This window comes from Pseudomonas sp. FP215 (assembly GCF_030687795.1).
GTDB classification, from domain to species: domain Bacteria; phylum Pseudomonadota; class Gammaproteobacteria; order Pseudomonadales; family Pseudomonadaceae; genus Aquipseudomonas; species Aquipseudomonas salmasensis.
Window position 1 is genome coordinate 3,544,676 of record NZ_CP117447.1, and the last position, 21,016, is coordinate 3,565,691.

Annotated in this window: 30 protein-coding genes and 2 other RNA genes; 29 read left to right on the top strand and 3 right to left on the bottom strand. The window is 58.5% G+C overall.

What is annotated here, in order from left to right; genetic code table 11:
• Positions 1-107 precede the first annotated feature (107 nt).
• Positions 108-1,199 (bottom strand): NADH:flavin oxidoreductase/NADH oxidase, encoded by a 1,092-nt coding sequence (locus PSH76_RS15810; RefSeq protein ID WP_138763184.1) that lies wholly within the window; start codon positions 1,197-1,199, stop codon positions 108-110.
• 90 nt (positions 1,200-1,289) lie between these two features.
• Between PSH76_RS15810 and PSH76_RS15815 the strand changes: the two genes are divergently transcribed.
• Positions 1,290-1,589, top strand: a complete 300-nt coding sequence (locus PSH76_RS15815) for a helix-turn-helix transcriptional regulator (protein WP_050516211.1) — start codon at positions 1,290-1,292, stop codon at positions 1,587-1,589.
• A gap of 890 nt (positions 1,590-2,479) precedes the next feature.
• Here the strand turns inward: PSH76_RS15815 and PSH76_RS15820 are convergent.
• Entirely contained in the window at positions 2,480-3,136 is a 657-nt protein-coding gene (locus tag PSH76_RS15820; protein ID WP_104911950.1) for a helix-turn-helix transcriptional regulator, read from the bottom strand.
• 241 nt (positions 3,137-3,377) lie between these two features.
• On the opposite strand from PSH76_RS15820, the gene PSH76_RS15825 reads away from it, so the two are divergent.
• From PSH76_RS15825 to PSH76_RS15950, 26 genes are all read left to right on the top strand, one after another.
• Positions 3,378-3,716 carry a helix-turn-helix domain-containing protein gene (locus PSH76_RS15825; RefSeq protein ID WP_104911949.1) on the top strand — a complete coding sequence of 113 codons (339 nt, stop codon included), beginning with the start codon at positions 3,378-3,380 and terminating at the stop codon, positions 3,714-3,716.
• A 2-nt stretch (positions 3,717-3,718) separates the two neighbouring features.
• The gene (locus tag PSH76_RS15830) at positions 3,719-4,159 is read left to right on the top strand and encodes a hypothetical protein (RefSeq protein ID WP_096144719.1); all 441 of its coding nucleotides are present in this window, start codon (positions 3,719-3,721) and stop codon (positions 4,157-4,159) included.
• Complete coding sequence (locus tag PSH76_RS15835; protein WP_305492538.1) at positions 4,152-6,185, top strand: DNA-binding protein; 2,034 nt, start codon at positions 4,152-4,154, stop codon at positions 6,183-6,185. Before PSH76_RS15830 ends, PSH76_RS15835 begins: the two co-directional genes overlap by 8 nt.
• 24 nt (positions 6,186-6,209) lie before the next feature.
• The gene (locus tag PSH76_RS15840) at positions 6,210-6,929 is read left to right on the top strand and encodes an AAA family ATPase (RefSeq protein WP_305492539.1); all 720 of its coding nucleotides are present in this window, start codon (positions 6,210-6,212) and stop codon (positions 6,927-6,929) included.
• Between the two features lie 3 nt (positions 6,930-6,932).
• Positions 6,933-7,544, top strand: coding sequence for a hypothetical protein (locus PSH76_RS15845; protein ID WP_305492540.1), 612 nt, complete (start codon positions 6,933-6,935; stop codon positions 7,542-7,544).
• Positions 7,541-7,921, top strand: coding sequence for a hypothetical protein (locus PSH76_RS15850; RefSeq protein WP_069557251.1), 381 nt, complete (start codon positions 7,541-7,543; stop codon positions 7,919-7,921). The genes PSH76_RS15845 and PSH76_RS15850 overlap by 4 nt, the downstream gene beginning before the upstream one ends.
• Positions 7,905-8,228 (top strand): hypothetical protein, encoded by a 324-nt coding sequence (locus tag PSH76_RS15855; protein ID WP_153475646.1) that lies wholly within the window; start codon positions 7,905-7,907, stop codon positions 8,226-8,228. The genes PSH76_RS15850 and PSH76_RS15855 overlap by 17 nt, the downstream gene beginning before the upstream one ends.
• A gap of 11 nt (positions 8,229-8,239) precedes the next feature.
• Positions 8,240-8,860 (top strand): DUF3164 family protein, encoded by a 621-nt coding sequence (locus PSH76_RS15860; RefSeq protein WP_124406548.1) that lies wholly within the window; start codon positions 8,240-8,242, stop codon positions 8,858-8,860.
• A 41-nt stretch (positions 8,861-8,901) separates the two neighbouring features.
• Positions 8,902-9,261: a hypothetical protein gene (locus PSH76_RS15865; RefSeq protein WP_305492541.1), complete on the top strand. Its 360-nt coding sequence runs from the start codon at positions 8,902-8,904 to the stop codon at positions 9,259-9,261.
• 8 nt (positions 9,262-9,269) lie between these two features.
• The gene (locus PSH76_RS15870) at positions 9,270-9,491 is read left to right on the top strand and encodes a hypothetical protein (protein ID WP_124406550.1); all 222 of its coding nucleotides are present in this window, start codon (positions 9,270-9,272) and stop codon (positions 9,489-9,491) included.
• Positions 9,490-9,560, top strand: an RNA gene (locus PSH76_RS15875) — hammerhead ribozyme type II. Before PSH76_RS15870 ends, PSH76_RS15875 begins: the two co-directional genes overlap by 2 nt.
• 5 nt (positions 9,561-9,565) lie before the next feature.
• Positions 9,566-9,982, top strand: a complete 417-nt coding sequence (locus tag PSH76_RS15880) for a hypothetical protein (RefSeq protein WP_305492542.1) — start codon at positions 9,566-9,568, stop codon at positions 9,980-9,982.
• Between the two features lie 4 nt (positions 9,983-9,986).
• On the top strand, positions 9,987-10,658 hold the full coding sequence (locus PSH76_RS15885) for a DUF2786 domain-containing protein (protein WP_305492543.1): 672 nt from the start codon (positions 9,987-9,989) through the stop codon (positions 10,656-10,658).
• Positions 10,657-10,727, top strand: an RNA gene (locus tag PSH76_RS15890) — hammerhead ribozyme type II. Before PSH76_RS15885 ends, PSH76_RS15890 begins: the two co-directional genes overlap by 2 nt.
• Complete coding sequence (locus PSH76_RS15895; RefSeq protein WP_305492544.1) at positions 10,728-11,006, top strand: hypothetical protein; 279 nt, start codon at positions 10,728-10,730, stop codon at positions 11,004-11,006.
• Positions 11,003-11,419, top strand: coding sequence for a gp16 family protein (locus PSH76_RS15900; protein ID WP_305492545.1), 417 nt, complete (start codon positions 11,003-11,005; stop codon positions 11,417-11,419). Before PSH76_RS15895 ends, PSH76_RS15900 begins: the two co-directional genes overlap by 4 nt.
• Positions 11,416-11,853 (top strand): Mor transcription activator family protein, encoded by a 438-nt coding sequence (locus tag PSH76_RS15905; protein ID WP_305492546.1) that lies wholly within the window; start codon positions 11,416-11,418, stop codon positions 11,851-11,853. Before PSH76_RS15900 ends, PSH76_RS15905 begins: the two co-directional genes overlap by 4 nt.
• Positions 11,853-12,323, top strand: coding sequence for a hypothetical protein (locus PSH76_RS15910; RefSeq protein WP_096144732.1), 471 nt, complete (start codon positions 11,853-11,855; stop codon positions 12,321-12,323). The genes PSH76_RS15905 and PSH76_RS15910 overlap by 1 nt, the downstream gene beginning before the upstream one ends.
• A gap of 461 nt (positions 12,324-12,784) precedes the next feature.
• Positions 12,785-13,078, top strand: a complete 294-nt coding sequence (locus PSH76_RS15915; RefSeq protein WP_305492547.1) for a putative holin — start codon at positions 12,785-12,787, stop codon at positions 13,076-13,078.
• A gap of 43 nt (positions 13,079-13,121) precedes the next feature.
• Positions 13,122-13,718, top strand: coding sequence for a transglycosylase SLT domain-containing protein (locus PSH76_RS15920; protein WP_305492548.1), 597 nt, complete (start codon positions 13,122-13,124; stop codon positions 13,716-13,718).
• Complete coding sequence (locus PSH76_RS15925) at positions 13,715-14,335, top strand: DNA-packaging protein (protein ID WP_305492549.1); 621 nt, start codon at positions 13,715-13,717, stop codon at positions 14,333-14,335. Before PSH76_RS15920 ends, PSH76_RS15925 begins: the two co-directional genes overlap by 4 nt.
• Before the next feature lie 204 nt (positions 14,336-14,539).
• Positions 14,540-14,851 (top strand): hypothetical protein, encoded by a 312-nt coding sequence (locus PSH76_RS15930; protein ID WP_124406557.1) that lies wholly within the window; start codon positions 14,540-14,542, stop codon positions 14,849-14,851.
• The gene (locus PSH76_RS15935) at positions 14,848-15,159 is read left to right on the top strand and encodes a hypothetical protein (RefSeq protein WP_305492550.1); all 312 of its coding nucleotides are present in this window, start codon (positions 14,848-14,850) and stop codon (positions 15,157-15,159) included. The genes PSH76_RS15930 and PSH76_RS15935 overlap by 4 nt, the downstream gene beginning before the upstream one ends.
• Positions 15,160-15,163: 4 nt before the next feature.
• Positions 15,164-15,676, top strand: coding sequence for a DUF3486 family protein (locus tag PSH76_RS15940; protein WP_305492551.1), 513 nt, complete (start codon positions 15,164-15,166; stop codon positions 15,674-15,676).
• Positions 15,673-17,226 carry a hypothetical protein gene (locus PSH76_RS15945; RefSeq protein WP_305492552.1) on the top strand — a complete coding sequence of 518 codons (1,554 nt, stop codon included), beginning with the start codon at positions 15,673-15,675 and terminating at the stop codon, positions 17,224-17,226. The genes PSH76_RS15940 and PSH76_RS15945 overlap by 4 nt, the downstream gene beginning before the upstream one ends.
• A complete protein-coding gene (locus PSH76_RS15950) occupies positions 17,226-18,782 on the top strand; it encodes a DUF935 domain-containing protein (RefSeq protein WP_305492553.1) in 1,557 nt (518 codons plus the stop codon). The genes PSH76_RS15945 and PSH76_RS15950 overlap by 1 nt, the downstream gene beginning before the upstream one ends.
• Here PSH76_RS15950 and PSH76_RS15955 read toward each other — a convergent pair whose 3' ends face one another.
• Positions 18,783-19,064 carry a hypothetical protein gene (locus PSH76_RS15955; RefSeq protein ID WP_305492554.1) on the bottom strand — a complete coding sequence of 94 codons (282 nt, stop codon included), beginning with the start codon at positions 19,062-19,064 and terminating at the stop codon, positions 18,783-18,785.
• Positions 19,065-19,121: 57 nt separating this feature from the next.
• Between PSH76_RS15955 and PSH76_RS15960 the strand changes: the two genes are divergently transcribed.
• Positions 19,122-20,399 (top strand): PBECR2 nuclease fold domain-containing protein, encoded by a 1,278-nt coding sequence (locus PSH76_RS15960; RefSeq protein WP_370874582.1) that lies wholly within the window; start codon positions 19,122-19,124, stop codon positions 20,397-20,399.
• Positions 20,400-20,408: 9 nt separating this feature from the next.
• Positions 20,409-20,891 (top strand): phage virion morphogenesis protein, encoded by a 483-nt coding sequence (locus PSH76_RS15965; RefSeq protein WP_305492556.1) that lies wholly within the window; start codon positions 20,409-20,411, stop codon positions 20,889-20,891.
• The last annotated feature ends 125 nt before the right edge of the window (positions 20,892-21,016 follow it).

Genomic DNA, 21,016 nt, shown 5'->3' on the forward strand with positions numbered 1-21,016 from the left:
GTTTGATATCGGTTCTCATTTGTTATTTTTCGCCGCGCAGGTCGCGAAAAACAACAGGCGAAAAAAAGCCACTCAATCGAGTGGCTCATGCAACGCGCAGGCTTACCTCAGCGATAGCGTTCCAACCAATGCGCGTAAGGTGCCGGCAAAGTCCAGGAGGACTTGTCCACGCCCAGCTCCTTGGCGGCAAAGTAGGCCCAATGCGGGTCGGCCAAATGTGCGCGCCCCACCGAAACCAAGTCCAGGTGCCCGGCCTGCAACGCGCCTTGCGCCAGTTGCGGTGTGCCGAAGCCCCAGGCTGACGTCACCGGGATACCGGCTTCACGACGTACACGCTCGGCGATTGGGCCCATGAAAGCTGGGCCCCACGGAATGTTGGTGTCAGGAATGGTAAAGCCGACGCTGACGCTCAGCAGGTCCAGGCCACCGTCCTTGAAACGGCGGGCCAGTTCGATCGACTCGGTGAGGGTCTGCTCATCACGGCCGTCGTATTCGATCACACCGAACCGAGCGGTGAGCGGCAGGTTTTCTGGCCAGACTTCACGCACCGCAGCCAGGGTTTCGAGGAGGAAGCGGCTGCGGTTGTCGAAGCTGCCACCGTAGGCATCGGTACGCTGGTTGGAGTGTTCGGAGAAAAAGCTCTGGCCCAGGTAGCCGTGGGCGAAGTGCAGCTCGATCCATTCAAAGCCGGCATCGCGAGCACGGCGGGCCGCATCGACGAAGTCCTGCTGCACGCGGGCGATGTCTTCCAGGGTCATGGCACGGGGTACGTTGGGCAGGTTGGCACCGAACGCGATAGCAGACGGAGCGATGGTTTCCCAGCCACGGGCATCAGAGGCCGGGATGTGGTCATCACCTTCCCAGGGGCGATTGGCGCTGGCTTTGCGGCCGGCGTGGGCGATCTGAATGCCCGGCACCGAACCTGCGGCCTTGATGGCCTTGACCATGGGCACGAATGCCTGGGCGTGGGCGTCGCTCCAGATGCCGGCGCAGCCTGGGGTAATGCGCCCTTCTGGGGCGACCGCAGTAGCTTCGACCACCAGCAGGCCGGCACCGCCACGGGCCATGCCGGCCAGGTGCACGTGGTGCCAGTCGTTGACCATGCCGTCGTCGGCCATGTATTGGCACATCGGTGGAATAGCAATGCGATTGCGCAAGGTCACGTCTTTAAGTTTGAACGGTTCGAACAAGGCCGACATTGGGAGCTCCAGGAAGGGGTGATTGATTCGATAGTTCGATGGTAATCGAACTATGGTATTGAACGCTACCCCCCTGTTATGATCCGCCCCATGCGAGCCTTCAAACACCCTACCCCGCTGGAATTGACGCTTGAGCGTGTGCTGTACGCCTTGAGCGACCCCGTCCGCCTGGACATCGTGCGCTACCTGGCCAACGTGCCAGAGGCGACCTGTGGCGAACTGGACGGGGGGCGGCCCAAGTCCAGCATGTCCCATCATTTCCGGGTATTGCGCGATGCGGGCTTGGTGCACACGCGCAATGTGGGCACCACCCATATGAACTCGTTGCGCCGTGACGAGCTGGAGAGCCGCTTCCCGGGGTTGCTGGCCAGTGTGTTGTCACAGCGCTAGACGCATAACCCGACGCTGGCCTGTGGCGAGGGAGCTTGCTCCCGTGACGGCCTGCCAGCCGGCGCTGATCTACCTGAGACCCCGCGGTCCAAACTGTGGGAGCTGGCTTGCCTGCGATGACCATAGGTATCTACACAACTTTGTGGGTTGTAACAGCAGACGGTAACCACGATGCGAAGCGAGTCGCTCTTGATCTGCTTTTGATCTTAGGCGCCCCGTTAAACCACGCTGGCCGGAATTCGACAGGGATTTGGGGGGTAAACCGGCAGGGATGCCGGTTTAGCCGCCCCGCGCCATGGATGGCGCGTGGCGGCGGCCCCCCAAATCACTGGCGGATTACGGGCACACCGAGCCTAGGCGAGGTGCCGAGTGGTGGGGCAAGAGCGTTTTGCTTACTTTTGCGCTTTTCAAAAGTGAGCCGCCGTCAGGGCGGAACCCTAAGTGGCCGTTACCGCAGGAATGGATATGTACACAATACAACTGTGTTGACTGCCAGCCCGCCTTCGCGAGCAAGCCCGCTCCCACAGGTTGATCGCGGGGTGTCAGGGTAGATTGGCATCGGCTGTCAGGCCGTCACGGGAGCAAGCTCCCTCGCCACAGATCCAGCGTCGCCTCGAAGTTGTGTAGATACCTCTAGACGTGTGGGGAGGTTCTAGATATGGCACTGGTAGGAAGTCAGTGGGATGAACCGGGATATGGCGGGAGATAGTGCGACAGGCCAGGCGGGGCAAGGGGTTGAGGAATGCGCTGTTACTCAAACCAATGCCAAAGCGTCGCGAAGCAATAGACAGATAAAATTGAGTTGAGGCGTTGGCCTGGTGCCAGTTTGGCGGAACCTTTGGCACCGGGCGTCAACGCCGCCTCTGTAGGTTGATATTATACCTTGCGAGTCAAATCCAGCCGCCAGCCCATACCACGCGCCCAATTATCTCCAGATCGTTCAACTGCTCCCTGGGGACAACCATATCGCGGTAGGCCTTGTTCTCACTGATGATGTGAATGGACCCGTCGAACTGCCGCTGGAGCCTCTTCGCATAGAGATGGTCATCCAGCCGGATAACATAGACAGCCTCTCCCTCAAGCGTACTGCGGCTGTGGTCAATCATCACAGTATCGCCATCGCTTAGCAGGCCCTCCATCGAATCCCCGTCCACTCGGATTGCGGACAGTCGCGCTGCGTCCAGGCCTTGCTTGCGAAGCGAGTACGCCGTGAACGCAAGCTGGGTTAGGACAGTGGCCCCTTCGCTCCAAGCGCCGTGCCCCGCACTACAGTGCGCATCGTACAGCGGCACGTAGGCGTACTTGTCCTCCGCAACAGACTGGGACGCGGCTCCTTTCAACTTCTCCCCCTCACCAGAAGCCAGCCAGCCAATGTCGACACCGACCGCCTTAGCGATGTCTACACACCGCGCCACCTTGGGCTCACTCTGGCCGGTGAGGTAATACTCAAGAGTGCGTCTGGGGATAGCGGTAAGTCGCGCCAGCTCATCGCCACTTCCTGCTATCTCGGCGCATTGCCGAATACGCTCCGCAAGCCCTTCACTCATTTCGCTTTCTCCCTTGAGCTATCCGAAACGGCATCCCTGCACAAAGCGAAATTTCGCTTTCTCGATAAAGCCTTACAGATCAAAGAGATAGACAAAATTAACCACCATCTAGCCAAAGATGGAAAGCGAAAAGCCATTTTTCGCTTTACCACGTAGTTATATTTGGCTATGTTTATGCCCTAGGTAACGTTAGACATCCCAAAAAAACACCCTTGCCGGTGTTTATGAATGGACGCTAGGCATGAACAAAACCGAAATCCCGCTTGACCCAGCCCAGCGATGGGAATGGATCAAATACCAACTTCGTACCAGAGGTACGTCACTCGCCACATTGGCGCGTGAGCTTGACGTTACAGACGCTGCCGTCAAAAACGCCAAGCGCACCGCATATCCACGAATGGAGCGAGCCATTGCGCGTGCGCTCGGCCTCAAGCCAATCGACCTGTGGCCCGAACGTTGGAACGCAAACGGCACTCCACACCGTATTCGGGTACAGCGTGCTGAACACAACGCAACTTCTAGCCAAGAGCATAACCCAGGTTATGCCCTTCGACACCGTAAAACCGGTACGGAGGGATAAACATGCGCCGTGTAAAGGACGATCGTACGTTAGACATCTTCTCTGTTCCCCAGCCAGTTCTGGCTATCCCAGGGAATGGCAACAATGCAGCGCAGGTCAGTGAACTGATCAGCGAGATTCTGAAAGGTTCCGATCTGGACCGTTATGAAATTGGCGCACGCATGTCCCGCCTTTCCGGCGATGACGTCAGCAAGCACATGCTTGATGCGTGGTCGAGCCCAGCCCGAACAGACCATAACCTGCCGTTCTATAGGGCACCGCTGCTTGAAGAGGTATGTAGCAGTCACGTTTTAACGGACTGGCTCGTTGAGCAGCGTGGTGGCCGCGTGGCTTACGGTCGTGATGCTCTCAATGCTGAGCTGGGCCGTCTAGCGCGTGTCGCCGCTGACGCGACCAGGCAAGCACGCGAGCTTAAAAAGATGCTGGGTGACGGCCATGCATAATTGGTACTCCGCCCGTGAGCTGGCTGGTCTGCCTGGGATGCCTGGAACAGAGCGGGCAATTCAGATACGTGCTAAACGCGAACGATGGGAAGGCCAGGGCCGTCTTGGCAGTAAGGCTGTCGAGTATCGCTTTGCAGCTCTGCCGCCAGAAACTCAGGCCGCGCTAATCGCCGCCTCCGTGTCCGAGGCTGAACCTGAATGCACACCGCTTACAGATTCAATATCTGTTCAGCGTGACACCGTTTCTGCGTCACGCCTAAGCGAAGATCAACGCTCTGTGATGACCGCTCGACTGGCCTTCGTGCGTGAAATCGAACGCATGAGCCAGACCATCAGCCAGCAACGCGCCATCGACACCTTGGTTTCCCTGGCAAAAGCAGAACAGCTCACCCCCTATTTAAATGGATTGGTGCAGCGCGCCAACGACCGCAAGACCGGCGACCGCTCTTTGAGCGAGCGTACGCTCAAGCGCTGGCTGGCCGACTACCGCAAAGAGGGTGAAACCGGTCTCGCACCTGCTCGCCGTCAAAAGGACATGAGTTTGCCTGCATGGGCAGCGTCATTCCTTGCCTGTTACCAGCGCCCAACCAAGCCAAGCGTCGAATCGGCCTATGCCGAGTTTGCCCTCAAGAACCCGGCCGAACGGCCCAGCATCCACGTCGTGCGTCGCTTCCTTAATAAGCTGAGTGCCGAAGCCCGCGAGCGTGGCCGTCGTACACCGCAGGAACTCAAAGCCCTGCAACCGTTCAAGCGCCGCTCCACCAAGAGCATGTACCCCTGCGACGTATTCACCGCGGACGGTCACAAGTTTGACGCCGAGGTGCTGAACCCTCGTACCGGCAAGCCGTACCGCCCGGAAGCAACCACCGTTCTTGATGTCGCAACACGGAAGGCCATTGGCATTTCGATTGGTGAGGCAGAGTCCACCATCGGAGTGATGGACGCCCTACGTGACGCCATGCAACACGGCATGTTCGCAATGTTCTACGTCGATAACGGTTCAGGCTTTGCCAACGACACCGTCCGCGAAGTAGTTGACCGGCTTGGCGGCACCATGACTCATGCACTGCCTTACAACAGCCAGGCGCGGGGTCTTATCGAGCGCTCCCACCAGACTATTTGGGTAAACGCAGCCAAGAAGTTGACCAGCTATATCGGCGCCGACATGGACAAACATGCAGGCACGAAAGTGCATCGGATTGGTCGCAAAGAGCTGCGCGAAACTGGCCGTACCCGCTTGATTCCGACCTTCGCCGAGTTCATGGCCGGTGTCGAATACGAGATTGAAACCTACAACAACAGTCCGCACAGGGGGCTCGCCAAGTTCCGCGACCCGCTGACCGGCAAGCTGCGCCACATGAGCCCGAACGAAGCGTGGGAAGCAGCACGCGCCGAAGGCTGGGAGCCAATTATCGCTCCGGCCGAACTGCTCAACGACCTGTCGCGCCCACAAGTCGTCCGGCCGACACGTCGTGGCGAAGTCACCTGGGCAGGCGAAACCTACTTCCTTGATGCGTTGCGCAGCTTTCATGGCGATGACATCCGCCTGGCTTACGACGTCCGTGACGCTTCCCGTGTGTGGGTTCGGACCCTGGAAGGCGAACTGATCGGTGAGGCTTTGGTGGATGGCAATGCCAGCGATTACATGCCGAAGGCGATGATCGAAAAGGCTTACGACAAGCGCGAAAGCGGCCAGATGAAGCGTGCCTTAGACAAGCTTGAAACCTTGACCGGCAAGCGCGTGGAAATGATCGCGCCGTCCACCGCGCCATCGGCGCAGCTCAGTCTTGAGCAGATGGCCGAAGCTCGCCAGTTCGCCGAACTGTCAGCGCCGAAACCTAAAGCTTTCGACTTACCCACCGATCCAACCGCCCGCTATCGACTCTGGAACCAGCTCGACGCCCGTCTCACCAGCGGCGAGTCGCTGTCACCAGAAGAAACCCAATGGCATTCCCGCTACCCGCAGCACCCGGACTTCACCTCGATACAGCAAATGTTCGCGTTCGCCGAGCAGGCCCGCGCTTAACCCAAGACCTTTAGGAGTCGAATTATGAGTGTTCCCAAGATTGTCCCCCTGACCAATGTCGGCCTCTTGTCTGCCGCTATCGCACGAACTAACAACCGCCCACAGGGATTGCCTGGCGTGGTGGTGATGTACGGAGCAAGTGGCCTGGGTAAAAGCGTCGGTGCTGCCTTCGCCGCAAACCAGCACCGTGCCTACTACGTGGAGTGTCGCGACACCTGGAGCAAAAAAGCTTTTCTGCACGCCATCCTCCGCGAGATGAGCATCCAACCAGCCTCCACCATGTCGGTAATGGTCGACCAAGTCGCCGAACAGCTTTCCAAGAGCGGTCGCCCGTTGTTGATTGACGACGTGCAATACCTACTCGAAAAGGCCGTAGCCAACGTCCTGACCGATATTTACAACGCCAGCGAAGGGACCATCGTTCTGATCGGCGAAGAACGTGTGCCCAGTAGCCTGGCAAAGCTTGAGCGCCTGCATAACCGAGTGCTTGAGTGGGTGCCTGCGCAACGTGCCACGCTCGACGATCTGCGGGCATTGGCCGAATCCAGCTACCCCGAATTGCACTTCGCCGATGACTTGCTGGAGGACTTGCGCAAGAAGGTGGATGGCTGCCTGCGTCGTGTAGCGGTCAACCTGTACAAGGTCTACGGCGAGGCCCGCGCCCGCTGCCTTGACAGTATCGACCTTGCTGGCTGGGGTTCTGATAGCTGGTTCACCGGCGAAGCGCCGTCGCGGAGGGCTTGAGGGATGCCAAGAATCAGAGCCGATTTGGTGATGGTGGGCGGCAAGTCCCCACGCCAATACATTTGGGAAGCTATCCGCGCTGTCAACGCCGGGCCTAAAGCACTGACAACCTACGCTGTTGCACGCAAATCGAACCAGGACGATCAAGCGGTACGTGCCTATTTCCGAGATATGGAAAAGGCCGGGATTGTGAGCAAAGTCCGCAACATCGACCGCCGCGATTCCGAATGGACGTTACTCAAGGACGAGGGTGTCGAAGCCCCACGGGTTAACCATCACGGTAAGCGAACGACCCATGCTGGCGGTGTGGAAAATATCTGGCGGGCATTGCGCATCCTCGGTGAATTCACCGCCGCCGAGGCCGCAGCCACCGCCAGCGTTAACGGCGTGTCCATAAGTGAGGTCGGCGCTCAGGTTTACTTGTCGGGCCTGGCAAAGGCTGGCTACGTGACCCGCAGAGGCGGAACAGCAGGTTTTAAGACCCGCTTTCGCCTGGTGCCGTCGCGTTATACCGGGCCTAAACACCCCATCTACCAGCGTGACTTCGACCAGGTCTACGACCCGAACTTGGATCAGGTGGTGTGGCGTAAGGCTGACCAGGAGGTGACCCGATGAACCAGGTCAACCTTTCCGCCTGGGGCAATGAGGTGCCGTTGTTCGTGCGCCTGCTCGCTGCCGAAGTTGCCGCCAGCAATAAAACCAAGGCCAGCCAGCGCATTGGCATGAGCCGCACGGCCGTCAGCCTGATCCTTTCCAACCGCTATGCATCGCCCAGTACAGCTGGTGTCGAGCGGCGGGTGATGGAAACCCTAGGCCGTATTGAATGTGTCGCCCTGGACGAGACCGTCACTAGCGATCAGTGCCAAAGCTACCGCGAAAAACCGGCGCCTACTCATAACCCGCAGGCGATGCAGCACTGGCGCGCCTGCCAACACTGCCCAATCAATCCCGACTGCTGCAACCAGGAGAACGCCCATGCTCGCCTCCACTAACCGCACCTCGTTGAAAGTCCTGACCCCGACCCTGGCCGACCGTCTGCGCGTGTTCAACGCCGCTGCGCGCAAGTTGCAGGCGCATGGCATCCGCATATTGGGGTTTTGCCCGGCCCACAACCTCTTAGTAATTGGTCCAGAAGACGGCAACCGCCTTCTCGGCCAAGCCGACCGCGAAGGCTACATGCGCCACGTTTCGGCAGGTAGCACCCGTTACAACGTGCAGTTCCAGGGCGTAACCCTGGAATGGCGCGAACCCATCAGCGCTACCCGTCCTGCCGACTGGTCGCGTCCGACTCTCCACTGAGGACATTTGCAATGACACAACAACAAATCATTCCCGAAGGTTACCGGGTCGACGCGCAGAAACGCCTGATTCCAGAGGTTCTGATCAAGCCTATAGATCTGGCACGCGATGCCCTGGTGCTTGACCTGGTCAAGCAGGCACGCGAGGCAAGCACCGTGCTGGCGAAGTTCAAGGCCGCTGCATTTGGCGACATCGAAGCATTCGTAGAACTCAGCGCCGAGCAATACGGCGCTCAGATCGGCGGCAAGAAAGGCAACGTCAGCCTGATTAGCTTTGATGGTCGTTACAAGATCATGCGCGCCGTCCAGGAAAGCATCGCCTTCGACGAGCGCCTCCAGGCTGCACGGGCATTGATTGACGAGTGCCTACGCGACTGGACCACCGGAGCACGGCCCGAAGTGGTCACGCTGGTCAATGACGCCTTTCGGACTGACCAAAAAGGCGACATCCGCACGGCCCGTGTCTTGGCATTGCGCCGGATGGAAATTACCGATGAGCGCTGGCAGCGCGCCATGCAAGCCATTGGCGACGCCTGCCAGGTAGTTGGCTCCAAGTCCTACATCCGCGTCTACCAACGTGTCGGGGATACCGACCAATACGAGCCCATCAGCCTTGATATTGCGGGGGTGTAATTGTGGAGCGCTATCACGATACCCGCCGCGATCCCCTTCCGATGCATTCACCGCAACACGACATCGAGCGCGCCAACCTCGACCGATTGACCGCGGAATTTCTCAAGCACGGCGGCGCAGTCCAGCAAGTCGGTCACCAGATGAGCAACGCCCCGGCGACGTTCACCATTAACCCGGAGCGGTCGCCGGTTTATGCCCATCTTTTTGCGCCCGTGGCCCCGATGGAAGTCCCCGAGACCAACGTCTGTCCGTTGGATGTCGGCAAGCACGCGGCATTGATCATGGCGGACGCCGCCATGGGCAACGCCCCCAAATGGATCGCTCGTAAACACCACATGACCGAAAAGTACGTTCGCCAGGTCGCCCGTGACTACCACATCACCTTCCACAAGCAACGCTAGGAGCCCACATGGCCAAGATAACTCTCACCCTTGAAGACCGCCGCGAAGACAACGGCAGGCCCTCAGTAGCCATTGATATGACGGGGGTTCCTACCAACCCGCTGGGTGCACCCAAACAGTCAGAAGCCGTACGCATTTTCAACAAGGTGTTTGACCTGGTCGCCAGCGAAAAGATGCTGGGCACTGTCCCTGCGTGCCGTTGGCAACCCACCACTACAACCCTTCACTGAGCGAAACCACCCCGGCCAACCGGGGCGGTCTGCCAGGCGTGGTTGCCTGGTACTGATGAGCAGCCGAGGAAAAGATGGAACAAGCCGACTGGGATGCATTGAAAGAGCAGATGGCAAGCCCGTGGGGCGGCATGACGCTCAAGTGTGATGGGTTCGAGATCTACCTATCACAGCAAACTGACAGCACCAAAAAAAGCTGGTCAACGCTGGTCTACGTGAACGGCTATTTGAAGGGGGCCTGGTTGGATTGCGACAACAGATCCGGCGAGCCGAAGCATGAAGAAGCTCGCCGTTTTTATCGCAAGGTAACTCGTGCTCTTCATACCAAAAAGGATATCGAGTTCTACCGAAAAACATGGGGCAAGCGCAAAGCCGCCGAGGCTGAGACGGTCAAGTTCATCACTTATGACTGGTCCTGGAAAAGCTTCAACTCCCTGAAAAAACACCTGCTGGCGAACAACACTAGCATCACCCGAATCCTTGAGAGCTAACGCTATGGATCACAACAGAGCCCTAGAAAAAATCAAGAAGCTACTGCGCCTGGCAGCCAGCGATAACCCCCACGAAGCCGCCGCAGCCATGCGCCAGGCCCGCGCCTTGATGGAAAAGTACCGCCTAGAAGAATCGGACATCCAGCTATCTGAGGTATTCGAATGCGCTGCTCGCAGTGGTTCGAAAATGACGCCGCCTCAATGGGAAGCCAACCTGGTTGGTGCTGTCACTCAAGCCTACGCCTGCAAAGTTTTGTTCATGGCAGGCATTGGCGAATGGCGCTTCATTGGCGAGCTGGCAGAGCTGGCGAGCTACACCATGGCGTTACTGCTCCGCCAGGTCCGCCAGTCCCGCCGTGACTTCATCAGCACCCAGTTGAAGCGCTGTAAGCCAGCGACCAAGACCAAGCGCGCCGACGTGTTCTGTAGCGCTTGGGTGTCGGCGGTACGCCGACAGGTCATGGCGTTTGCTGGCAATGATGAACCGTCACCGGCAACAACGGCGTACATGCTCAAGCACCACTCCGAAACGGAAAAGCTTGATTGCCGCGACCGCAATGCCAACAAGAGCAATGGTATGCGCGCCATGACTGACGCTATGCACGGCGTTCTTGCGGCTGGCGATGTGCGTCTGAACCACGGCGTCAACGGTCAGGAACAACTCGCCCTGCATTAAGTGAAACCGCCCCGGCGTGCTGGGGCGGTCTGCCGGACGTGGTTGTCCGGTACTGATGAGCAGCCACCCATGACAGACGAAACACCCCAGCAGCGTAAAACCCGCCTCGCACGCGAGCGTAAACGTGCCCAGCGTAAGCGTGAGAGTGACAAACGCCTGGCTATGGGGGCCAGCAAGCTCAAGATGGAAATCTACAGCGGTACCCAAAACGAGCTGGAACAGATCCGCACTGCGGGGCAGTTCGACGAAGCAGAACATGCGCTCACCATGACAATTCATGGTGTCGCGGCACTGTCCCGCAGCGACCCGGCAGCGTTCCAGGTATTGATCAAAGGAGGGAGACAATGAGCACACGAAACCTGCAATTGAGCAAAATCCATATCGCCAAGAAAGACCTCGGTCTCGATGACGAAACCTACCGCGCCTTGCTAGTTCGCGTGGCAGGTGTGCGTTCGGCCAAAGACCTCAACCCACGCCAGACCGGCGCTGTTCTGGCCGAGTTCGCCCGGTTGGGATGGGAGCCTACACAGGTTAAAAAGCAGGGCCGAAAAGCACCGATAGCGGCGCCAGACCGGGAAAAGCTGGTGGGCAAGATAGAGGCATTTCTCGCCGAGGCCAAACGCTCCTGGGCGTATGCCGATGGAATGGCCTTGCGAATGTTCAAGGTCGAACGCGTGGAATGGCTCGACCCTGGGCAACTGCAAAAAATGGTTGCGGCATTGACTTACGATGCCCGCCGACATGGGAGACCGGAGCGATGAACGAAGAACTGTTCCCGGATGACATCGATCAACTGGACGCCAAGAAGGTGTTGGCAAACATGCAAGACCCTACGGTTATATCCCGCTGGGAGGGCTCATTACGAGAAATGGTAGAAATCGCCGAGGCCAAGCTCCTGGTCGAAATCAAGCCGGGTGTGGAAGCCGCCGAACTGGCCCGGCATGTTGTCTTTGCGATTTGTTCTGTGATGGGTGGTCGAGTGGTGTACTTGCCACGCGGAGATGCACTCAAACGAGCGCTACGCGATGCCATGATTTATCGGGACTGGAAGGATAACGTCATTAAGATCCCGGAACTGGTCAGCAAGTACGACCTTGCGAACCAGACCATTTATGACATCATTCGCCGACAACGGGCGCTGCATCGCAAGAGCGAGCCTGATCTTTTTGGGTTTGACGAAGGGACTTTGCACTGATGAAAAGGAACGTAGTGGCATTAGCCGTCCTGCTGGCACTTGGTTCAAATGCGTTCGCACAGACGTATACCACTTCCTCTATCGCTACCATCTTTGCGGAAAAAGACCAGGAGCGCGGAGTAACAGCAACCGTAGAAAGAAAAGAGCAGTTGCTTGAAATGACTCAGCGCGCAGCTCAGCAATGCCACAACAACCTTGCCAAAGGTCAGGAAGCAGAAAACATCGGTAACATGATTATCGTGACTCGCCAAAAGCTGGACGCTGCACAGATCCCGATCACCCATTATGAGTTACTTGACGTTGTTTATAGTGCGCTTGGAGATGGTAAGTCTGATTGGAATTGCGGGAGTGTGCTTGCAATGTATATGACGTTGAGAGTTCCAACCAAAAGCGAGAGTGGGCTTACCCATATCGGTGCGTACAAGACCATTCAGGCCGGTCGTGACAACGGCTTATTGGGCCCGACTTAAATCCGGTTCAGCAAACATCTAGCCCCGCCACCGAGCGGGGCTTTTTCTTAAACCCCGCTGATACTCAACCCCTCCCCCCTATACGCGAAGCTGGCACCGTTCCCCTAACGGCAGGTTCGCATCATGCATTCCGCTCCCGCTTCCCCAAAAGTCTCTCGGCCCCAGCGGCCGCGCCAGTTCGCCCAGCTCATTCAAGCTGCCGGGGATGACGCTGCGCGTGCGGTGTTATGGGCCAAGGTTCCGGCCGACTGGCGGGAGTTGGTGCAGTCGCATATCTCGCAAGCCGAAGCTCGCACAGAACAGCACGTTCGTGAACAGGAGAAGTTACGCCCCGCTGTAAGAGCCATCACACCAACCTTCGCCGAATACCGGGCGCCCGTCCATATTCCCGGTGACGCCGTGGTGGCCGCAAATCATCTGGCCGCTCTGCGTGCCACTCTTCAATCACCGCGAGTATTCCCATGACTTCTACCGCACAGAAGCGGCGTCCGCGCACGCCTCGTATGACCTTTTGGGCGTTGATCACCTTTGCCTTGCTGTTCAGCCTGGCTATCGTCGCCCCAACCAAACTGCCTGTTGTCCTCTATAAATGTGGCCTGGTGACGCTGGGCTGTGTGCTGGGTTACTGGCTGGATCGGGCGCTGTTCCCTTATGCCCGGCCGGACATGGTGCCCAGTTGCGAGCGTTCCATGGCAGGCATACGCCGCGCCCTGGTCGTGCTGGGCTGCGTCCTCGGCCTGACGTTAGGGCTCTGACATGCGGCGCTCTCGCTCCCTTCTATATATAGCGGCGGCTTGCATGGGCTTGCTCGTGGCGCTGGCTGCCTGCCCACCAGCCAAGGCCGAGATTCCGGACCAAGCCGACCGCTACCGCCGCGACCTGACTCGCATCGCCCAGGCTGAGTGGGGCCTTGATGCCCCGGTATCCACCTTCGCCGCACAGATCCACCAGGAAAGCCGCTGGAAGTTCGACGCGAAGTCGCCCGTCGGTGCGCAAGGCTTGGGCCAGGTGATGCCCTCGACCGCCACTTGGCTTGCCGAGCTGTTCCCCAAAGCCCTCGGCAAGGTCGAACCGTATAACCCGATTTGGTCCATGCAGGCTCTTGTCACCTATGACCGCTGGCTGGCGAGCCGCATCCGGGCGCGTAGTTCCTGCGAACAGGCGGCGCTGATCCTTTCTGCCTACAACGGCGGCCTGGGCTGGGTGATCAAAGACCGCAAGTTGGCCTCGGCTAAAGGGGCCGACCCGCTGACCTGGTTCAACTCTGTCGAGCGGTTCAACAACGGCCGCTCCGCCGCCGCCTTCAAGGAAAACCGCCAATACCCACGCCTGATTCTTTTGCGCTGGGAAGCTCTGTACGTCGCTGATGGCTGGGGCCAGGGAGTCTGCCAATGAAGAGCCTTTTTGACCTGGTCAAACCGCTGCTTTGGTACGTGGCCGTTATCGGCGCCGTGGTGTACGGCATCCACTTGAACCGTGAGGACGGCAAAGACGAAGGCTACAGACTGGGAAAGTCTGAGGGAGAAACCGCAGTTGCCGTCCTTCGCCAAGAGTACGCCCTGGAAAAGAAACGCACCTCTGACACAGCACTGGCGCAGTTGCGAACCGAGCAAGACAAGGGCAACGAACTGGCGACCCAACTTGCCGACGCCAAGGAAACCCTACGCCAAACCACCGACCGACTCTCCGGAGAAATCGCCCGTGTTACCACTCTCTATCGCCGCGCCCTGGATGCGAAGCCAGAGCCGTTGCCTGTTGCTGTGTTCACTAATGGTTTTGTCCGCGTGTGGAACACCGCCAACGGTATCGCCCCCAATCCCGCAATGCCAACCACGAACGGCTCCGGCCGAACTCCTGCGCCTGCCAGCGGACCCGGAACCCTTGACGACCTCGACTCAGGCGTCACCCAGGAACAACTCCTGACCAACCAGGTACGCAATGGCGAGCTGTATGGAATCTGCCGGGCACAGCTCAGAGACCTGATCAATTGGACCCGCAATGAAAGCAAGTGATTACGCCAGCGTGCTGGAAGCCCTGCACAACGAAAGTGCTTTAGCGACTCATTTGGCACAAGTGGAACTGTTGACCGGCCCTTCGGCTGAGTTCTGTCAGGTGCCTGACTGTGACCTGCCGATCCCGGAAGATCGACGCCAGGCCATTCCCTGCGTGCAACGTTGCGCGCAGTGCCAAAACCATCGCGAAAGGAGAACGCATTGATGGCGACATTCGAAATGCCGGTGTGGCAGATGATCAGTATTGCCGTAACCATCCTCGGAGCTTTCGTCGGTGTAATGAAAATGCTCCTGGTGCAAATGGAACGGCGCCTGGACCAACGCTTTGCCATCGTGGACAAGGACAGTGAGCGCTTGCGCCAGGTCGAGATCGGCATGGAGCGCTTACGCGGCGATATGCCTTTGCACTATGTCCGCCGCGAGGACTGGGTACGCAACCAATCCATTATCGAATCCAAGCTAGATGGCCTGGCGCTCAGGTTAGAAAACGCTCAACTCAAAGGACTACGCCCATGAACATTGATCCAGCCAAGGTGCGCCGCGAATCGCTGCGTTGGTACATCATCCTAACTCTCAACACAGCGCGCCCGGTTGATCCCCACGAAGCCCTGGTGCTGTCGGCCATCCAGGGAATCATTCCAGACGTCACCACCCTGGAACTACGACGCGAACTGGATTACCTGGCTGACCGTAGCTTGGCGACCTTGAAGAAACAGTCTAGCGGCGTATGGATCTGCGGCTTGACCCACTGCGGCGTCGACGTGGCCGAGTACACCATCGACTGTAATCCCGGTATTGCCCGCCCAGAAAAATACTGGAGCTGACCCTATGCCCCCGCGTAGCAAAGTCTCCAGTCTGCCTAAGTCGGTGAAAACCTGGTTCGACAAGGCCCTGGTCGAAAACAATTTTAGTGACTATGAAGCCCTGGCCGAAGAACTGGCGAGCCGTGGTTTTTCGATCAGCAAGTCCGCGTTGCATCGCTATGGTCAAGACTTTGAGTCCAAGCTATCGGCGTTGAAGATGGCGAGCGAGCAGGCGCGTGCCGTAGTAGCGGCTGCACCGGATGAGGAAGGCGCGGTCAACGAAGCGTTGATGCGCCTGGTGCAGGAACACTTGTTCAAGCTGCTGATGACCGACGGTGACCAGATGGACTTGCCCAAGGTAGCAAAGGCTGTGGCGGAGCTTGGCAAGGCATCGGTGGTGCAGAAAAAGTGGCAGGCCGAGTGGCGGGAAAAGGTCGAGACCGCAGCGGCCCGCGTTGAGAAAATCGCTAAGAAAGGTGGTATGTCCCAGTCGACAGCCGATGAAATTCGGCGCGAGATACTGGGGATGGCATCGTGAGCCTTCCCCTCGTCCTGGACAGCACCGCCACCCTGGTTGCTCCAGCGGTATTGCTCGACTATCAGAAAGAGTGGATTGGTATCCGTGCCCCACTCAAGGTCGGCGAGAAGTCCCGGCGTATTGGTCTTACCTGGGCCGAAGCGGCAGACAACGTCCTCGTGGCGGCCAGCGAAAAGTCAGCGGGTGGTCAAACCGTCTACTACCTGGGCTACAACCAGGACATGACCGTGGAATATATCCAGGCTTGCGCCATGTGGGCACGGGCTTACAACTACGCCGCCGAACAAATCGAAGAAGGCATCTGGCCCGACAGCGACCCCGATAAGCACATAAAGACTTACACCATTGCGTTCCCCAGCGGCCACCGCATCGTCGCGTTGACTAGCCGCCCATCCAACCTCCGGGGGCGTCAGGGCGTTGTCGTGATCGACGAAGCTGCATTCCATGCCGACCTGGCTGAACTGCTGAAAGCAGCTATGGCGCTGTTGATCTGGGGCGGTGAGGTCCATGTGATCAGCACCCACGACGGCACGGAGAATCCTTTTAACGACCTGGTCAACGAGATCCGGGCTGGTAAGCGCAATGGCGAAGTGTTCCGCTGTTCCTTTGGCGAAGCCGTGGCCGATGGTCTGTACAAGCGTGTCTGCTTACGTAAAGGCATTGAGTACAAGCTAGAGGAAGAACTCGCTTGGGTGCAGGACGTATACGGTTTCTATGGTGACGCCGCCGACGAAGAGCTTGATTGTGTGCCGTCCCAGGGTGGCGGCGCCTTTCTCAGCATGGCCCTGGTCGAGAAACGCAGTAACCGCGATGTGCCGGTGCTGCGTCTGGCGTACCCGCAGGGTTACGAAACCATCGCTGAACACCTGCGCCTGGCGGAGTCCCTAGAGTGGTGCGAAGAGCATTTGCTCCCTTTGCTGTCGGCCATCCCATTGGACGTTCAGAGCTTCTATGGCATGGACTTCGCCCGCTCCGGCGACCTCTCGGTCATCTGGCCGTTGCTCAAGGAGCAGAACCTGCGCAAACGCACTCCCTTTGTGGTCGAGCTGCGTAACGTTCCGTTCAAGCAACAACTCCAGATTAAGTTTTACATCATTCGTCGCTTACCCAACTTCCTCAAAGGCGCCGATGACGCCAGGGGCAACGGCTCGCAATTGTCGGAAGACACCGCCATCGAGTTCGGTTTCAACCGCATTGAGCGGGTGATGCTTACCGAGGGCTGGTATCGCGACAACATGCCGCCGTTCAAAGCATCCCTGGAAGACGACACGTTCTACGACATCCCGGCCGACAAGGACGTTGTTAGCGACGTGCGCGCCTTTCGGATGGTCAAGGGCGTGGCCCGCATCCCGGAAAAGCGCACCAACGAGAAAGGCGAAAAGTCCGGCCCCAAGCGCCACGGCGACGCCGGTATCGCCGCCGTGCTGGCCGACTACGCGTCCCGCCAGGAGGTCGAGATCATCGAATATCACCGAGTCCAGCCCGCGTCCCAGCATGATCGCGAGATCCAGATCGGCGCCGGTTGGCGCTCCACAAAAGGCATTTGGTAATGGCTGAATCCAAAATCGTCGACCAGTACGGTCGTCCGATCCAGTACGACAAACTCACCGAAGAGTTGGCCGCAGCGCGCACCACCGGCATACGCCAGGTTTGGCACCAGTCGGTCGCGAGCGGCCTGACGCCTGGTCGACTTGCCGCCATCCTGCAGGCGGCTGCCGAGGGCAACGCCCATGACTATCTGACCCTTGCCGAGGAAATGGAAGAACGGGACCTGCATTACGCCTCGGTGTTAGGTACTCGCAAGCTGGCAGTGTCCGGCTTAGCCATTCGTATCGAGGCCGCTAGCGACGATGCCGAAGACGTGCGGCGGGCCGACCAGCTCAAGGAAATAGTCGACTCTCCCGAATTCGGCGAGCTGCAAGCCGATCTGACCGACGCCATGGGCAAGGGCTATGCCGTCTCCGAAATCATGTGGGACCGCAGTGGCAAGACCTGGAACCCTTCGCGCTTTGAGCCACGGGACCAGCGTTTCTTCCAGTTCGACCGCGACACCGGCCGGGAGCTGCGGCTCCTGGATGAAGCCGACATGGTCGATGGCGTTCCTTTGGCACCGTACAAGTTCATCGTTCATTTGCCGCGCATTCGTTCAGGTCTGCCTATCCGGGGTGGCCTGGCGCGTCTGGCTGCCGTGGGTTACATGTGCAAAGCCTGGACCTGGAAGGACTGGATGGGCTTCGCCGATATCTTCGGTATGCCTATGCGTGTAGGTCGTTACGGACCTGGAGCCAGTAAGGACGATATCGCCACGCTCATGTCAGCAGTTGCCAACCTCGGCAGTGACGCGGCGGCGGTTATCCCGGACAGTATGCGCATCGACTTCACCCAGGCGGCAAACGTGACCGGCGCTGGGGACTTCTTCAAGGGCTTGGCCGAGTGGTGGGACAAACAAGTCAGTAAGGCTGTGGTGGGTCAGACCATGTCTACTGACGACGGCTCTAGCCAAGCCCAAGCGACGATCCATAACGAGGTGCGCCTGGATCTGCTGCAAGCCGATGCCAAGGCCGAATCCAACACGCTGAACCGTTATTTTGTGCGCCCCTGGTGCGATCTGAACTTTGCACCTGGTCGTCCATATCCGCGGCTGATCCTCGACGTGCCCAAGCCGGAAAATGCCAAGATCCTGATTGAGGCCCTGGAGAAGCTGGTGCCGCTTGGGTTGGAGGTCGAACAGTCGGTTATCCGCGACAAGCTCAATATTCCAGCTCCGGCCGCTGGCGCCAGGCTGCTGGGCATTGCTGCGCCCGTTGTTACTCCGGTGTTGGCACAAGCGGCCAACAGAGAGCAGACGCCCGCGAAACCTGTAGTGGTGCCGGATATCGTGGATAACCAGGTGCAGACGATGGAGCGAACTGTGGGGGTATACCTGGATGACATGGTCGAGCAGATCAAGGAACTGCTCGACAGTGTTCATAGCCTGGAAGAGTTTCGGGATCGGTTGATTGAAACCTATCCGGCGATGACAACCAGCCAACTAGCGGATGCTATTGCAGACGGTCTGGCAGCAGCCAGCCTGGCTGGGCGCGATGACATTTTACGAGGACTCTAGTTAGGCATCTTGCGATCTGAACTTAGCGTCCAAATCTGAAAAATGCTTTTCTGCCTGATTCATGAATGCGTTTAACTCTTCGGAGGTCTTTCGCTTGTCGTCATCGTATGCATCGAACGCCGCAAAAGAAGCACCCTGTGTAAAACCTTTTTCTATAAGGCTCTGGATGATTGCGCCTTTATTGTCTCGCAATATCCCCCAGCCAGCTAAAGACAGCGCATAGCTCAACTTGGCTTGTTCCCATTGTTCCTTGGCGGTTTTTACTTCTTCTCTGGTTGTCACATGAACATCCTTACTTGGCTGAATTGCCATCATAGCCTAACGTCAGAGGTTTGAAACATGGCCGTCTCTCACGGGTCATTAGCGTTCAAAGAGCAGATTGACTACTTCCGGGGCAAGGTCGATCTGTCGACACGTTCTTGGACAGACATTTACACAACTGAACATGACCATGCTTTCGTAGTGGCCGGTGCAGTTAAACGGGATCTGCTAACCGACCTGCGGGGAGCAGTAGAGAAATCCATTGCTAACGGTACAACCTTGGAACAGTTCCGCAAAGACTTCGACCAGGTCGTCGGCAAACATGGCTGGCAGTACCAGGGCGAGCGTGGTTGGCGCACCAATGTCATTTGGGAAACCAACCTGCGCCAGTCCTATAACGCCGGTCGTGAAGCCCAGATGGCGGATCCGGAACTACGCAAGCGCCGTCCCTATGGTATCTACCGCCACGGCGACAGCGCACACCCGCGCCCAATGCACTTGGCCTGGAACGGCACCACTCTGCCTTTAGATGATCCATGGTGGTCGACCCACACCCCGCAAAATGGCTGGGGCTGCAAGTGCAAGAAGTTCATGGCTTCGGCCAGGGACATCGAGCGCCAGGGCCTGGCGATTGGTCCCGCGCCTGCTATTGAGTGGGAAGACCGGGTCATCGGCAAGAACAGTCTCAATGGTCCACGCACAGTGCGGCTGCCCAAGGGCATTGATCCCGGCTTTGAATACGCACCAGGTCAGTCACGTCTGGCTCCAGCCGTACCACCGTTGCGGGCCTACGACCCATTGCCCCAGCCCGTACCAGGTGCCAAATACAGTGCCACGACAGCAGGCTTCCCAAACCGCCGCCTACCAGACGTCCTGCCGACGCCACGCACAGTCCCGGCAAACCGCGTGCTACCCGCAGGGCTAACAGATCAGCAGTACCTGGATGAATTCCTCGGCGAGTTCGGCGCGACAGAGTCAGCCCCCGCAGTGTTCAAGGACGTGGTTGGCGATGCAGTGGTGGTCGGCCGGGGGATGTTCAGCAACACGCCCACGGGGCCGTTGCTTATCAAGCGTTCCGGCATTGCGCGTGAGTTGCCTCTCCTGGCCGACACCTTAAAAGCCCCCGATGAAGTGTGGGTGCGCCTGGAGTGGCTGAAAGGCCAGAGCAAGGCCGTAGTGCGTCGTCGCTACCTTCGCCGCTTCAAGGTCGAGGGTCAGCCGATACCAGCCCTGGCAGTGTTTGAAGTCGGCGACGACGGCTGGGCCGGAGTCAGTTCCTTTGTGCCAGAGGCAGACAGCGCAAAGTACCTGGAGCAACTTCGCCTTGGCGTGCTGCTATATAGCCGCCCTGAATAGGAGAACCCCATGGCCGGTGCAATGCTTGATGTCGTCATCGACAGCAGCCAGGTTGGCAAAGCCCTGGAAGAGTTGGGCCGCCGCCTGGACGACTTCACCACACCGCTTAATGACATCGGTGAATACCTTCGCCAGTCCACCGACGAGCGCTTCCGCCGTAAGGTCGCGCCTGACGGCTCGCCTTGGGCGCCGCTCTCGCCTGTAACCCTAGCCAGAAAGAAAGGTGCAGGTATCCTGCGGGAGAAAGGTACGCTCCAAGACACCCTACGCAAGCAAGTCACCAGTAGAGAACTGGCGTTCGGTACAGATCGGCCCTATGGCGCTGTCCACCAGTTTGGGCAGAAGAAAGGCGCGTCCGGCAAAACGGGCAAGGGTAGTTCTATTCCGTGGGGTGATATCCCAGCGAGGGAGTACCTGGGGCTCTCTGCCGAGGATGACACAGAGGTGCTGTTCATCATCCACGACTATCTTAACGAGCCACTGATAGGTTGATGGCTGCAAGCGCGCTGTAGGAGCCGATTTGCTTGGGCGGTACATCGGCGCAAATATTGTTACGAAGATGCGTTAGACCTGCGTTAGATTGGCTCCAGTCGCTCGCATTATCACGACTTGTCGAG